The organism is Castellaniella defragrans, assembly GCF_014203015.1.
GTDB lineage: Bacteria > Pseudomonadota > Gammaproteobacteria > Burkholderiales > Burkholderiaceae_B > Castellaniella > Castellaniella defragrans.
The window spans coordinates 50653-63873 of the sequence record NZ_JACHIB010000015.1; the positions used below are offsets into that span (position 1 = coordinate 50653).

The following is a 13221-nucleotide window of genomic DNA, read 5'->3' on the forward strand; positions in this document are numbered from 1 at the left end:
ATGCGGTTCCATTGCTGGAGTTTATCAATGGAACCGAACTTCCGGCCATCTGAAGAGGTGCTTGCCGGCCTCGCCCTGAAATCATGGCATTGCACGGCCGATGCATGCGCCGGGCGCCGGCTGCGCGCCCGACGGCGGTCACTTCAGCAGCGTCCAGGCGCCGTTCTTGACGGTGATGAGTTCGCGGCCGCGCTGGTCGAAGCCGCTGTGGTCCTCGGGGCTCATGGTGTAGACGCCCTGGGTGGCCACCAGTTCGTGCGTCTGCTCCAGGGCGTCGCGCAGGGCGCGGCGGAATTCCGGCGTGCCCGGCCTGGCGGACTTCAGGGCGACGGGGATGGCGTGCTGCAGCAGCAGGCCGGCGTCGTAGACGTTGGCCCCGAAGGTGGCGGGCTTCTCGCCGTATTTCGCCTCGTAGCGCTGGATGTAGTCCTGGGCGATGGGCTTGGACGGATTGCTGTCGGGGATCTCGGGCAGCACGAGCATCAGGCTGGCGGCCAGGATGGTGCCTTCGGCCGACTTGCCGGCGAACTTCAGGAAGGCGGGCAGGGCGGCGCCGTGGGTCTGGTAGAAGCGGCCCTTGTAGCCTTGCTGCGCCAGCGTGGCCTGCGGCAGGGCGGCGGCGCCGCCCGTGCCGGCGACCAGGATGGCGTCGGGCTTGGCCGCCAGCAGCTTCAGGGCCTGCCCGGTGACGGAGCTGTCGGTGCGCTGGTAGCGTTCGACCACGGTCAGATTCAGGCCCTTGTCCTTGGCCATGCGGCTGAAGACCTGGTACCAGTCGTCGCCGTAGGCGTCGGCGAAGCCGATGAAGCCCACGGTCTTGATGCCGCGTGCGACCATGTCCTGCACCAGCGCCTGGGCGATGATCTCGGTGTTCTGGGTGGTCTTGAAGGCCCACTTCTTCTGTTCGGTCATGGGCAGCACCACCGAGGCCGCGCCCACCGGCGCCAGCATCGGCGTGCCGGATTCGGCGGCGAACTGCAGCACGCTCATGGAATTGGGCGATCCGGTGGGGCCGATCAGGGCGTCCACGCGAGCCTCGGTGATCAGCTTCTTGAAGGCCGTGACGGTCTGCGTCGGATCGCTGGCGTCGTCCAGCGTGATGTATTCGATGTTCTGCCCGCCCGCCTGGGTCGGCAGCAGCGGCACCGTGTTCTTCTGGGGGATGCCGACCAGGGCGGTCGGGCCGGTGGCGGACACCACCACGCCGACTTTCACCTGGGCATGGGCGTGGAGCGGAAAGGCCAGGGCCAGGGCGGCAGCCAGGGCGGCACCGGGGATGCGGATGTTCACGGCGGATGTCTCCTGAATGAAGCACGGCCCGCGATTGCGGGCCGTGCACGAATCATGCGTGATTGTAATACTCAGAACTCGGTCCACTCCTCGGTGTCGGCCGAGGCCGGAGCGGGCTTGCCGGGCGCGCGCAGGGCCGGCTTCGCGGCCGCGCGCGGCGCGGGCGCATCGGCCGGGGCGTCGTGGCGGGGCCGGTGCGGCGCGGGGCTGACGACCTTTTCCGGCGCCGAGGGAATGCGCGCCGGCTGGGCCGCGCGTGCGGCGCCGGCGCCCGCGGCGGCGGCCTCCGCCTGGGCCGCGCGCGCGCCCGCCTGGGCACCGGCCTGCGCACCGGTCCGGGCGCGCGCATGGGCGCCGCCCTGGGCGCCGGCCGCATCGCTCTGGCTCAGCGTGAAGGTGGCGACCAGGTGCGCCAGGGTGTCGGCCTGCTCCTGCAGGCTGGAAGCCGCGGCGGCCGATTCTTCCACCAGGCTGGCGTTCTGGCGCGTGACGTCGTCCATCTGCGTGACGGCGGCATTGATCTCCTCGATGCCGGTGGTCTGCTCGCGGCTGGCCGCGCTGATCTCGCCCATGATGTCGGTGACGCGGTTGATGCTGTCGACGATGTCCTGCATCGTGGCGCCCGCGCGCGAGGCCTGCTCGTTGCCCTTGGCGGTCGATTCCACCGAGGTGTCGATCAGGCCCTTGATCTCCTTGGCCGCGCCGGCCGAGCGCTGGGCGAGCGCGCGCACCTCGGAGGCCACCACGGCGAAGCCGCGGCCCTGTTCGCCGGCGCGCGCGGCCTCGACCGCGGCGTTGAGCGCCAGGATGTTGGTCTGGAAGGCGATGGAGTCGATCACGCCGATGATGTCGGCGACCTGCTGGGACTTGGTGTTGATCTCGCTCATGGTGGAGACCAGCTCGGCGACGATGGCCCCGCCGTCGGTGGCGGTCTTGGCGGCCGAGGCGGCCAGGGTGTTGGCCTGCTGGGCGTTGTCGGCGTTCTGGCGTACGGTGGCGGTGATTTCCTCCATCGTGGCGGCGGTCTCGGCCAGGGAACTGGCCTGCTGCTCGGTGCGCGAGGACAGGTCCAGGTTGCCGGCGCTGATCTGGCTTGAGGCCGAGGCGATGGCGTCCGAGCCGGTGCGCACCTCGGTCATGGCGCCGCGCAGGTTGCGCGTCATGGTGGCCAGCGCGCTCAGCAGCTGGCCGATTTCGTTGGCCGAATCCACGTGGATTTCATGGCTGAGGTCGCGCTGCGCGATGGCCTCGGCGGCCGCGACCGCGCGGCGCAGCGGCCCGGTGATGGCGCGCATGACGCGCCAGGCGAACAGGGGGCCGAGGATCAGGGCCAGGATCGTGGCCAGCGCGAGGATGCGTTCGCTCAGCACGGCCTGGTCCGCCGCCCGCCGCTGGGCGTGGTCCACCTGCTCCTGCTGGTAGCTGCGCAGGGCCTCGATGCTGGCGAGATAGGTCCGGTTGATCTCCGGCAGCCGTTCACGGACGACGTCGAGGGCGGCCGTGGCCTGGCGGGCGTCCAGCGCCTTGTAGATGGTGTCCAGGGTGTTCAGGTAGCTGGCGCGCTGGTCCATGATGTGCTGGAAGAGGCGGCGCGATTCAGGCACGGTGAACAGGGCGTCCGCCTGCCGCGTGTAGTCCGCGATCCGCGCCGTCGCGCCGTCGATGCCCTGCTTGAAGTACCCGATCATCTTCGGATCCGAGGCCAGGGCGTAGGCCATGACCTGGTTGGCCCGGACGTCCACGTCCCGGGTCCATTGGTCCATCAGCTGGCTGGCCTGCTGGCGCTGGCCGACTTCAGCGGCGATCGATTGGGCGTTGAATGCGTTCCAGATGCCGATCAGCGCCAGGATCAGCGCCAGGAACAGGATGAAGCCGAAAGCCGCGGCGAGCCGCGTGCTGATCTTGAGGTTTTTCATGAGGGTTCGGCGGCGTACGCCGTGTGGGGAAGGATACCCTCAATGTTAGGGAAAACCCTGGGCTCATGATCGATCCAGCAGCGGGCAATAGCCGCCCCAGTATTTCGTTTATCGCCGCTTAACCCCTTTGTTCATGCGGGAATCGCATGGGAATCGCTCCAGGCTTCAGGTGGCCGTCAGGCGGTAGGCGTCGGTGCCCAGGCGCGATATGCCGCGGGCGGCGAAGTGCGGCTCCTGGTCGAGGATGTCGCGGTGCTCCAGCCGTTCGATGCGCCAGCGCTCGCCGTAGAGCGCGCGGACCTCGGATTCCGGCACGGAAAACGGCGGGCCGTCCATTTCCGCCTGCGGGTAGTCCAGGGTCAGCAGCAGCGTGCGGCAGCCGGCGGGCAGCTGGTCGTAGACGTGGCGCACGTAGCGCGTGCGCAATGCCGGCGGCAGGGCGATCAGGGCGGCACGGTCGTAGCAGGCCGCGCAGCCGGCCAGGGTGGCCGCATCCAGGCCGAAGATGTCGCCGCACAGGAACTCGATCGATCCGGCGCGGTACAGCGTGCCCCGCGGCGTGGTGCGGATGTCGGGCCGCAGCGCGTGTTCCTCGAAGAACTGCCCGACGGCGATCGGCGACAGTTCCACGGCGAGCACGGCGTGGCCTTGTTCCGCCAGCCAGGCGACGTCCAGGGACTTGCCCGCCAGGGGCACCAGCACCCGGCTGCCGGCCGGCAGGCCGAGCCCGGGCCAGTGCTTCTGCAGCAGCGGCATGACGCGCGATTGATGGAAGCCGGTCTGCCCGTGCTCCCAGCGTTGCAGCCAGAAATCCGTATCCATGTCTCGTGTTCCATCCGGAAACCGCAAGTCCCCAGTGTAGCGGTTCCTGGATGGTTCCCTGGGTGGCGGTCAGAAGTGGTATTCGACCTGCAGCGCGGGCGCGGTCGTCAGGATGCCGTCCTTCTTCGCGCCGTTGCCGAAGTAGCGGTTGCCGAACTTGTTGTGCCAGTATTCATAGCCGACCCCGACCCATAGCGTGTTCTTCTTGTCGAACATCATCTGTCCGACGTCGGCCATGAGCGAAGCCCGCACCAGGATTTCCGGCTCGGTTGCCACATCGGCGTAGTCGCGGCCCTTCTTGCTGTTGTAATTCGCAAAGCCCTGGAATTTCAGGGGGACCCGTCCGGCCTGGAACGGCAGACCCCAGGCCAGGCTCACGATCCATTGCGGATCGAATGCGACGTTGGCCTCGGGGCAGGCCGGGGCGCCCAGGCCGCAATGGTTCCATTCCTTGCCCCAGAGAAGGCTCAGGTCGACAAAGCCTTTGGGCACGTCGAATTTGAGCGTCGGGCCGAGCACCAGCAGGCGCTTGCGGGGAGCGAACGCTGTGTTTTTCGTGCTCAGGTCAAAGCCCGCCGTCAAGGCGACGTCCTTGACGGGGCCGAAGGCCAGGTCCCGATCGAAGACCTTGTCCAGGAGCAACTGGTGCCGGTAGGTCAGGTAGGCCTCGGTCGCGCCTCCCGTGCTGCTTTCGTTGCGCGAGCCGCCGTTCGTCGGGTCGTTGCTGCTGGATTGCAGGATGTCGATGTTCAGGAAGTTCTGTCCGTAGTCGTAGCCGCTGGCGTGGGTGAAGGACAGGATGTTCTTCGTGATGGTTTCCGGATTCGTGGGTTCCGTGTACGACGGGCTGTAGCGGTAGCCGACGAAGTTGTCGCTCCAGTTGGCGGCGTGGGCGGTGCCCGCGGATACGCTCAGTCCGAGGCAGGTGGCGGCCAGCAGGCGCAGCGACTGTTTTTGCATAGTGTCTCCAGTGCTATTGTTTTCGAGAGGGACGGCGGCGGATGTTCCGCGATGCCGCGCGCCTGATGCGGCGCCCCGCTAACGTAACGAAGTGTTGGCCTCACGGGCATGCCGGGATCCTGATAGTGCGAATATGGGTTTTGCGATACATACCGGCGGGCGGGGGCCGGCGGCGGGAGGGGACGGGAAATCCCTGTGTCATGGCGACACAGGCCCATACATCGGGAAACTTGAAATGCCCCGCCTCCGCCGCGATCATGAAACGGTCGATCACGTCATGCGGGAGTACAGGATGAGCCAGCTGATGAAAGGCTTTCTAGCCGCGTCCGTTATCGCGTTGGGCCTGGCGGGTCCTTTGGCGGTGCCCCGGACGGCGGGCGCGCAGACGGCCTACGAGGCCGTGGACCAGCCGACCGACGAGCAGCTGCAGCGTTATGCGGCCGCCGTGCGCAAGGTCAGCGCCGTGGCGGCGGAATATCAGCCCAAGCTCGAGGCCGCCCAGGACGAGCCGGCCAAGCAGGCGGTCCGCGTCGAGGCCGACCAGAAGATGGTGGACCAGGTCGAAGCGGGCGGCATGAGCGTCGCCGAATACAACGGCATCAGCCGCGCCGTGCGCGAGAACCCCGAACTGCGCCAGAAGGTCGAGCGCATGGTCGGCCAGTGACGACGATGCGCCGGGTCCGTCCGGCCCCGGGGCCGATCCGCCCGGCGGCCGGAGGCGCGGGGTCGGCGGGGATGCCGTCCGCCGGCTCCAGGATCGCGCGGGCGTTCCGCCCGGGCGGAATCAGTTTTTTTCGGACCAGAACACGCCGCCGGTGGCCCAACGGTCCTTGCTGATCTCCGTCAGGATGATGTCCACCGATTCCGGCGCGCAGCCCAGGACTTCGCAGGTGCGTTCGGTCAGGGCACGGACGAGTTCGCGTTTCTTTTCGGGGGTGCGGCCCTCGAACAATTCGATGTGCATGGTCGGCATGGCGTGGCTCCGGTGAAGTGAGGAGAGGGAGGCTAGCATAACCCGCCTCCCGCCTCCCGCCTCCCGCCTCCCGCCTCCCGCCAGCCACAGCCCGGCCATTTTCCCTCCCCTTCCTCTTCCCCCGGACGACCGCTTTCCCCCGCCGGCGGCATCGGTATTTACCCTTGATATGTTGTAAATATATTTATTGGATATTAGACTGGTGCCAACGCGCATGCCTGGAGGGCCGTCGCGTATTCCATATCCAAGGGGGAGACCATGAAGAAAATGTTTCGCAGCCTGGCCGTGGCGGCCTTCACGATGTGCGCGATGGGCGCCGCCTCGGCGGCCGACGTGACCTGGCGCGTACCGACCTCGGTGCCCGAGGGTTCGCCCTTCTACCAGAATTTCCTGGAGCGCTTCGCCGCCAACGTCAAGACCCTGACGGCGGGCCGGGTCGAGATCCAGCCCTTCGGCGCCGGGGTCATCGTGCCGGCCCTGAAGGTGTTCGACGCGGTGCGCGACGGCGTGGTCGAGGCGGGCCATTCCACCTCCAGCTACCTGGTCAACCAGGACCCGCAGAACGCCATTTTCTCGGGCTTCCCCGGCGGCATGGGGCCGGACGCCTACAAGGCCTGGCTGTACCAGGGCGGCGGCAAGGAAAGGCTGGAAAAGCTGCGCGCCGGCCAGGGCCTGAAGACCATGATCGTCGGCATCGGATCTTCCGAGATCCTGGCGCATGCCAACAAGCCCATCCGCGGCGCGGAAGACCTCAAGGGCCTGAAATACCGCACCTCCGGCCCCTGGGCGGAAGTGATGCGCGACTATTTCGGCGCCGTGCCGACCGTGGTGCCGCCGGGCGAGACCTACACGCTGCTGCAGCGCAAGGGCGTGGACGCCGTGGAATGGGCGCCGCCGTCGGCCAACATGCCGGAAGGCTTCCACCAGGCCGCCAAGTACATTGTCGTGCCGGGCGTGCACCAGCCGACCTTCATGTGGGAAGTGGTCGTGAAGCAGGACACCTGGGACAAGGTGCCCGCGGAACTGAAGCCGCTGATCGAGGCCGCCGCCCACCTGACCACCGAGCAGAGCCTGGACTATTTCTATGACGCGGACATGAAGGCCATGGAAAAGTACCGCAGCGGCCGCAACGAGATCATCACGCTCAGTCCCGAGTTCGTGAAGCAGCTGTCCGACGCGGGCTACGACTGGATGCACAAGACGGCCGAGGCGCAGAAGGCCGCCGGCAAGCCGGACATGGCCGAGGTGCTGGCCGAATACGAGGCCTATCACAAGCGCTGGAAGGCCGAGAGCGGCTACCTGATCCGCGATTGATCCGCGGCCGATCCGCGACTGCACCCAGCGAGGCCGAGATGCTCGATGTCCTGACCCGATTTGCGAACGGCGTGTCCTGGTGCGCCTCCCAGCTGGCCAGCGTGGCGGCGGCCGTCCTGACCGTGGCCATGGTCTACGAGGTGGCCGCCCGCTACGTGTTCGACGCGCCCACGGCCTGGGCCTTCGACATCGCCTACATGGCCAATGGCGCCGTCTTCCTGCTGGGCGTGGCCTACGTCCTGCGGGAAGACGCCCACATCCGCATCGACGTGCTGCGCAACCGCCTGCCCGTCCGCTTCAACCGCGGAGTCCAGGGCATCGCCTACCTGCTGATCCTGGCGCCGTTCTTCGGGATGCTGTCCTGGATCGCCGTATCGCACACCTGGCGGGCCTGGGTGCTGCACGAGGTGGAGACGGTCAGCCCCTGGGCGCCGCTGATGTGGCCGTTCTATCTGTGCATCGCGCTCGGGCTGATCGCCCTGACCCTGCAATTGGCGGTGGGGGGCCTGCGGGCCTTCCGCGGCCTGGATTCCGCCGCCCGGAAGGACCACTGATGAATCCGACCATCGCCGCCCTGATGTTTCCGGGGATGTTCCTGCTCATCTTCCTGGGCATCCCGGTTTCCTTTTCCCTCATCATCCCCGCCGTGATCGCGGGCTGGTTCGCCTTCGGCGACCAGGTGTTCAACCAGCTCTACGGCGGCCTGTATTCGGCCGCCACCAACTACATCCTGTCGGCCATCCCCATGTTCGTGCTCATGGGCGCGATCCTGGAGCGCTCCGGCATCGCCGCGCGGCTGTTCCGCACCATGCAGCTGTGGCTGGGGCGGCTGCCCGGAGGCCTGGCCGTGGCGACCATCGCCATGGGGGCCACGTTCGCCGCCGCCGCCGGCGTGGTGGGCGCGGTCGAGGTCATGGTGGGCCTGATGGCCATTCCGGCCATGCAGCGCTTCCGCTACGACAACTCGCTGATCGCCGGCACCATCTGCGCGGGCGGCTCGCTGGGCACCATGATCCCACCCTCGGTGGTGGCCGTGGTGTACGCCTCGCTGGCGCAGATCTCGGTGGGCGAGCTGTTCGCCGCCATGCTGTTCCCGGGGCTGGTGATGGTGGGGCTGTTCATCCTGTACATCATCGCCGTCTGCATCCTGGACCCGAAAAAAGGCCCCCGGGCCGACGACCCGGACATGCGCCTGCCGGTGATGGAAAAACTGAAGATCACGTTCAGCGGCCTGCTGCCGACCATGCTGCTGATCGTGGCCGTGCTGGGCTCGCTGATGGCCGGCATCGCCTCGCCCACCGAGGCCGCGGCGGTCGGCGCGATCGGCGCGCTGATCCTGTGCATCTGCTATGGCAGGTTCAGCCTGGGCGTGATGCGGGAATCGCTGGCGATCACGGTGCGGATCTCCGCCATGATCCTGCTGATCGTGGCCGGCGGTATCATGTTCACGGGGATTTTCGCGGCCAATGGCGGCTCGCGCCTGATCCAGGGGCTGATCTCCGACATGGGCCTGGGCCTGCCGGGCACCCTGGTGCTGTTCCTGTTCATCGTGTTCCTGCTGGGCTTCGTGCTGGACTGGACCGCCAACGTGCTGATCTGCGTGCCGCTGTTCCTGCCCGTGCTGACGGCGGCCGGGGTGGATCCGATCTGGTTCGGCACGCTGGTGATCATCGTCATCCAGACCAGCTATCTGACCCCGCCCATGGCGTCCTCGATCTTCTACCTGCTGTCGATCGCGCCGCCGGACATGAAATACGGCCAGGTCTGCAAGGGCGTGGTGCCCTTCATCCTGGTCCAGATCGCCACCCTGGCGCTGGTGGTGCTGTTCCCGGCCCTGGCCACCTGGCTGCCGCAGCGCGTCGTGGGGTTCTGAATCCGACCGCGGGGCCTCGCGCCCCGTTCCCGCCCGGTCCGCGGGCAGCCTTTTTGTTTTAGGAAAAGCACATGAACACCGAAGGAGTCCTGGTTCCCATCGTCACCCCCTTCGCGGCGGACGGCCGCGTCGACGCCGACGCGCTGCGCCGGCTGGTGGAGCGCTTCATCGAGGCCGGCGTCGCCGGCATCGTGGCCTGCGGCACCACGGGCGAATACTATGCGCTGGAGGACGAGGAACGCGAGCTCGTGCTGAGCACGGTGGCCGAGGCCGCGCGCGGCCGCGTGACGGCGATCGCCGGCATCAACGCCCTGTCCACGACCCAGGCCATCCGCAACGCGCACCAGGCCGAGGCGCTGGGCTACGACGGCCTGATGCTGTCCACGCCGCCCTACAGCCTGCCCGAGCAGGCCGGCATCGCGCAGCACTTCCGCACGGTCGCGCAGGCCACGCAGCTGCCCATCATCATGTACGACTTCCCGGCGCGGGTGGGCGTGCAGATCGCCGTGGACACGGTGATCGAACTCGCGCGCATCCCCAACATCGTCGGCATCAAGGAAAGCAGCGGCAGCTTCAACCGCGCCCTGGCCCTGATCCAGGCCGGCATCCCGGATTTCCAGATCATCAGCGGCTCCGACGACATGGCGGCCGACTTCCTGTTCTGGGGCGTGCGCAGCTGGATCAGCGGCGGCGCCAACGTCTTCCCGGCCGAGCAGGCCGCGATGGTCAAGGCCGCGGGCGAAGGCCGCTGGGATGAGGTGCGCCGCCTGATGAGCGCCATGTATCCCGTGATCCAGTCCATGGAATCCGGCGACTACAACCAGAAGGCCAAGCTCGGCTGCCGCCGCCACGGCATCGAGGCCGGCCCGGTGCGCCTGCCGCTGGCGCCGCTGCCGGAACAGGACGAACGCGCCTTCCTGGCGCTGCTGGACGCCTACCAGGGCTGAGGAGACCGCCATGCCGCAAACCAAGGAACAGATTTTCGCCCAGGCCCGCGCGGGCAGCCTGTGGGCCGGACACCTGATCCCCGGCCACGACGTGCCGGGCGTCCGGATGGACAACACCACGCCGATCGACAACAGCGTGATCGGCGCCCTGGAATCGGGCACCGCCGCCGACGTGGACCTGGCGGTGCGCGTGGCGCGCGCCAGCTTCAAGTCCGGCGAATGGTCGCAGCGCGCCCCCGCGGAACGCAAGCGCGTGCTGCTGGCCTGGGCCGAGCTGATGGAGGCCCACGCCGAGGAACTGGCGGCGCTGGACTGCATCGACGCCGGCAAGCCGATCACCGAATGCCTGAACACGGACCTGCCGGCCACGCTGGACACCTTCCGCTGGTACGCCGAGGCCATCGACAAGTGCTTCGGCCGCATCGCCCCGACCGGGCCGGCCGCCACGGGCCTGATCGTCAAGGAGCCCATCGGCGTGGTGGGGGCCGTGCTGCCCTGGAACTTCCCCGCCCAGATGTACGCCTGGAAGGTCGCGCCCGCGCTGGCGGCCGGCAATTCGGTCATCGTCAAGCCGGCCGAGCTCACTTCCCTGAGCGCCTACCGCATGACCCAGCTGGCCCACGAGGCCGGCGTCCCGGCCGCCGCGCTGCAGCTGGTGACCGGCCTGGGCGAGGAAGTCGGCCAGGCGCTCGGCCGCCACATGGACGTGGACGTGGTGTCCTTCACCGGCTCCACCGAGGTCGGCCGCTATTTCCTGAAATACTCGGCCGAGAGCAACCTGAAGGAGATCGTCCTGGAATGCGGCGGCAAGAGCCCGCAGGTGATCTTCGAGGACGCGGACCTGGACGGGCTGGTGGACCACGTGCTGGCCGCCGCCTTCTGGAACATGGGCGAGAACTGCAGCTGCGGCTCGCGCCTGATCGTCCAGGCGGGCGTCAAGGACGCCGTACTGGACCGCCTGCGCGCCCGCCTGTCGGACTGGAAGGTCGGCCTGCCCACGGACGAGTCCGTGCAGATCGGCCCCATGGTCGAGCGCGCGCACTTCGACAAGGTGCGCGGTTTCCTGGAAGGCGCGGCGGCCGAGGGCGCGCGCCTGGCGCACGGCGGCCGCATCCATGCGGAGCTGGGCAGCGGCTGGTACGTCGAACCGACCATCTTCGACGGCGTCACGCGCGAATCGCGCCTGTTCCGCGAAGAGGTCTTCGGCCCCATCCTGGCCGTGTCCACCTTCGAGACCGAGGCCGAGGCCATCGAACTGGCCAACGACAGCAACTACGGCCTGGCCGCGTCCCTGTACACCCGCGACGTGGGCCGCGCCCAGCGCGTGGCGCGCGCCATCCAGGCGGGCACGGTGTCGGTCAACGGCTTCTCGGAAGGCGACATCACCACCCCGTTCGGCGGCTACAAGCAGTCCGGCTTCGGCGGCCGCGACAACGGCCTGGAGGCCCTGGACCAGTACCAGCAGGTCAAGACGATCTGGTATGTGAACTGAGGATGAAAAAGGCGCCGTAAGGCGCCTTTTTCATCCTTCGATGACGGTGTGGGTGAATTCCGTCAGATAGTCCATCAGCGCGTCCGCGCCGGCGATGGCGCGGTCCGGGTCGTTGGCGTGGATGCCCTCGGCCAGCATCAGGTGGCAGCGGGCGCCGCGTTCCAGGTCGCCTTCGTGCTGGTAGGCGTACCAGAAGCGCCGGCACTGGATGATCATCGGGATGATGGCCTGCACCGCGTAGGGATTGCGGCTGGCCTCGTGGGTCACGCGGTCCAGCGCCTGGTCGGCCCGCATGTAGCCTTCCAGGTCGCCGCGGCGCGCGGCCTCCGTCATGTCGTGCGCGCATTGCAGCAGCGCGGCGCGCTGCCCCGCCGTGGCGCGGCGCGCCGCCGATCCGGCGATCAGGCGTTCCAGCACCCGCCGCGTCTCGATCAGGATCAGGTGCTCCGCGATGCGGATCTCGCTCACGCGCAGCCCGCGCCGCGGCTGCTGCTCGATCAGGCCGCTGGCGATCAGCCGCATCAGGGCTTCGCGGATGGGCGTGCGGCCCAGGCCGGTCATCTGGATCAGGTCGCTTTCCACGATGGGCTGGTTGGGTTCCAGCTGCAGCGTGGCGATCATCTGCTCGATGCGGTCGTAGGCCGCCTCGGTGGCGCGGATCTTGACGGTGGGGGATGCGGATGTCATGGAATCAGGACTGCGGTTCGATGCCCCAGCGGAAGGGGTCGTCGTCCTGCAGGATCAGGGTGGTTTCGCCGCTGATGTGGGCGCGCCCGCGCAGAGTCGGGACGACCTCGCCGTCCTCGCCCGGCTCGTAGCTGGCCTCGAACTGACTGCCAATGATACTGGACTGGCGCCAGACCTGCCCCGGCGCGAGCTTGCCGTCGGCGGCCAGGCAGGCGAGCTTGGCGCTGGTGCCGGTGCCGCAGGGCGAGCGGTCGTAGGCCTTGCCGGGACACAGCACGAAGTTGCGGCTGTCGGCGTCCTCGTCGGCGCCGAAGAGCTCGATGTGGTCGATGCGCGCGTCGCCGCGCCCGCGGATGCCCTGGGCGTCCAGGGCCTGGCAGATGGCCCAGGCGTATTCCGTCAGCGCGGCCCGGTCCGCGCCGGGCACCACGCGGTCGGGGGCGTCCACCAGGAAGAACCAGTTGCCGCCCCAGGCGATGTCGCCGCGCACGGTGCCGTGGCCGGGGACGTCCACGGCGACCGCCTTGCGGTGGCGGTAGGCGGGGACGTTGCGCACGCCGACCGAGCCGTCCTCGTGCAGCGTGGCGGTGACGGTGCCCACCGGGGTCTCGATGCGGTGCTCGCCCGGCTCGATGCGGTCCAGCCAGGCGAGCGAGGCCAGCAGGCCGATGGTGCCGTGGCCGCACATGCCCAGGTAGCCGGTGTTGTTGAAGAAGATCACGCCGGCCGTGGCGGCGGGATCCACGGGCGCGCACAGCAGGGCGCCGACCAGCACGTCGCTGCCGCGCGGCTCCAGGATCACGGTCTTGCGCCAGGCGTCGTGCCGCTCGGCCAGCAGCCGGCGGCGTTCGGCCATGGAGCCGCCGCCCAGGTCGGGAAAGCCGTCGAGCACCAGCCGGGTGGGCTCTCCGCCGGTGTGGGAATCCAGGATGGCGATGCGATGCATG

At 68.4% G+C, this 13221-nt stretch carries 13 protein-coding genes; 6 read left to right on the forward strand and 7 right to left on the reverse strand.

Going from position 1 to position 13221, the window contains the following annotated elements:
• Positions 1–138: 138 nt before the first annotated feature.
• The 4 genes from HNR28_RS12890 to HNR28_RS12905 all read right to left on the reverse strand — a co-directional run bounded on the left by HNR28_RS12890 (position 139) and on the right by HNR28_RS12905 (position 4988).
• Positions 139–1290 carry an ABC transporter substrate-binding protein gene (locus tag HNR28_RS12890; protein WP_151024499.1) on the reverse strand — a complete coding sequence of 384 codons (1152 nt, stop codon included), beginning with the start codon at positions 1288–1290 and terminating at the stop codon, positions 139–141.
• A gap of 71 nt (positions 1291–1361) precedes the next feature.
• Positions 1362–3206, reverse strand: a complete 1845-nt coding sequence (locus HNR28_RS18710; RefSeq protein WP_184142936.1) for a methyl-accepting chemotaxis protein — start codon at positions 3204–3206, stop codon at positions 1362–1364.
• Between the two features lie 165 nt (positions 3207–3371).
• Positions 3372–4028, reverse strand: a complete 657-nt coding sequence (locus HNR28_RS12900; RefSeq protein ID WP_043684886.1) for a thiopurine S-methyltransferase — start codon at positions 4026–4028, stop codon at positions 3372–3374.
• A gap of 69 nt (positions 4029–4097) precedes the next feature.
• Complete coding sequence (locus HNR28_RS12905; RefSeq protein WP_151024310.1) at positions 4098–4988, reverse strand: hypothetical protein; 891 nt, start codon at positions 4986–4988, stop codon at positions 4098–4100.
• Between the two features lie 304 nt (positions 4989–5292).
• Here HNR28_RS12905 and HNR28_RS12910 point away from each other — a divergent pair, with 304 nt between their 5' ends.
• Complete coding sequence (locus tag HNR28_RS12910; RefSeq protein WP_170288440.1) at positions 5293–5652, forward strand: DUF4168 domain-containing protein; 360 nt, start codon at positions 5293–5295, stop codon at positions 5650–5652.
• Between the two features lie 120 nt (positions 5653–5772).
• Here HNR28_RS12910 and HNR28_RS12915 read toward each other — a convergent pair whose 3' ends face one another.
• Positions 5773–6000: a 4-oxalocrotonate tautomerase gene (locus tag HNR28_RS12915; protein WP_084330747.1), complete on the reverse strand. Its 228-nt coding sequence runs from the start codon at positions 5998–6000 to the stop codon at positions 5773–5775.
• Between the two features lie 219 nt (positions 6001–6219).
• Between HNR28_RS12915 and dctP the strand changes: the two genes are divergently transcribed.
• The 5 genes from dctP to HNR28_RS12940 all read left to right on the forward strand — a co-directional run bounded on the left by dctP (position 6220) and on the right by HNR28_RS12940 (position 11587).
• The gene (dctP, locus tag HNR28_RS12920; RefSeq protein ID WP_043684875.1) at positions 6220–7275 is read left to right on the forward strand and encodes a TRAP transporter substrate-binding protein DctP; all 1056 of its coding nucleotides are present in this window, start codon (positions 6220–6222) and stop codon (positions 7273–7275) included.
• 38 nt (positions 7276–7313) lie between these two features.
• Entirely contained in the window at positions 7314–7829 is a 516-nt protein-coding gene (locus HNR28_RS12925) for a TRAP transporter small permease subunit (RefSeq protein WP_151024312.1), read from the forward strand.
• Complete coding sequence (locus HNR28_RS12930) at positions 7829–9148, forward strand: TRAP transporter large permease (RefSeq protein WP_043684869.1); 1320 nt, start codon at positions 7829–7831, stop codon at positions 9146–9148. The genes HNR28_RS12925 and HNR28_RS12930 overlap by 1 nt, the downstream gene beginning before the upstream one ends.
• 71 nt (positions 9149–9219) lie before the next feature.
• Positions 9220–10095, forward strand: a complete 876-nt coding sequence (gene dapA / locus HNR28_RS12935) for a 4-hydroxy-tetrahydrodipicolinate synthase (RefSeq protein WP_043684866.1) — start codon at positions 9220–9222, stop codon at positions 10093–10095.
• A gap of 10 nt (positions 10096–10105) precedes the next feature.
• Positions 10106–11587 carry an aldehyde dehydrogenase gene (locus HNR28_RS12940; RefSeq protein ID WP_043684861.1) on the forward strand — a complete coding sequence of 494 codons (1482 nt, stop codon included), beginning with the start codon at positions 10106–10108 and terminating at the stop codon, positions 11585–11587.
• A 30-nt stretch (positions 11588–11617) separates the two neighbouring features.
• Here HNR28_RS12940 and HNR28_RS12945 read toward each other — a convergent pair whose 3' ends face one another.
• Together HNR28_RS12945 and HNR28_RS12950 are read right to left on the reverse strand one after the other, a co-directional pair.
• Positions 11618–12274 (reverse strand): GntR family transcriptional regulator, encoded by a 657-nt coding sequence (locus HNR28_RS12945; protein WP_043684859.1) that lies wholly within the window; start codon positions 12272–12274, stop codon positions 11618–11620.
• A gap of 4 nt (positions 12275–12278) precedes the next feature.
• Positions 12279–13220 carry a 4-hydroxyproline epimerase gene (locus HNR28_RS12950; protein ID WP_043684856.1) on the reverse strand — a complete coding sequence of 314 codons (942 nt, stop codon included), beginning with the start codon at positions 13218–13220 and terminating at the stop codon, positions 12279–12281.
• Position 13221 lies beyond the last annotated feature (1 nt).

Excerpts from the sequence above, each read along its gene's own strand:
- HNR28_RS18710 (WP_184142936.1), bottom strand. The coding sequence starts at position 3,206 with ATGAAAAACCTCAAGATCAGCACGCGGCTCGCCGCGGCTTTCGGCTTC.
- HNR28_RS12900 (WP_043684886.1), bottom strand. The coding sequence starts at position 4,028 with ATGGATACGGATTTCTGGCTGCAACGCTGGGAGCACGGGCAGACCGGC.
- HNR28_RS12905 (WP_151024310.1), bottom strand. The coding sequence starts at position 4,988 with ATGCAAAAACAGTCGCTGCGCCTGCTGGCCGCCACCTGCCTCGGACTG.
- HNR28_RS12910 (WP_170288440.1), top strand. The coding sequence starts at position 5,293 with ATGAAAGGCTTTCTAGCCGCGTCCGTTATCGCGTTGGGCCTGGCGGGT.
- HNR28_RS12915 (WP_084330747.1), bottom strand. The coding sequence starts at position 6,000 with ATGCTAGCCTCCCTCTCCTCACTTCACCGGAGCCACGCCATGCCGACC.
- dctP (WP_043684875.1), top strand. The coding sequence starts at position 6,220 with ATGAAGAAAATGTTTCGCAGCCTGGCCGTGGCGGCCTTCACGATGTGC.
- HNR28_RS12925 (WP_151024312.1), top strand. The coding sequence starts at position 7,314 with ATGCTCGATGTCCTGACCCGATTTGCGAACGGCGTGTCCTGGTGCGCC.
- HNR28_RS12930 (WP_043684869.1), top strand. The coding sequence starts at position 7,829 with ATGAATCCGACCATCGCCGCCCTGATGTTTCCGGGGATGTTCCTGCTC.
- dapA (WP_043684866.1), top strand. The coding sequence starts at position 9,220 with ATGAACACCGAAGGAGTCCTGGTTCCCATCGTCACCCCCTTCGCGGCG.
- HNR28_RS12940 (WP_043684861.1), top strand. The coding sequence starts at position 10,106 with ATGCCGCAAACCAAGGAACAGATTTTCGCCCAGGCCCGCGCGGGCAGC.
- HNR28_RS12945 (WP_043684859.1), bottom strand. The coding sequence starts at position 12,274 with ATGACATCCGCATCCCCCACCGTCAAGATCCGCGCCACCGAGGCGGCC.
- HNR28_RS12950 (WP_043684856.1), bottom strand. The coding sequence starts at position 13,220 with ATGCATCGCATCGCCATCCTGGATTCCCACACCGGCGGAGAGCCCACC.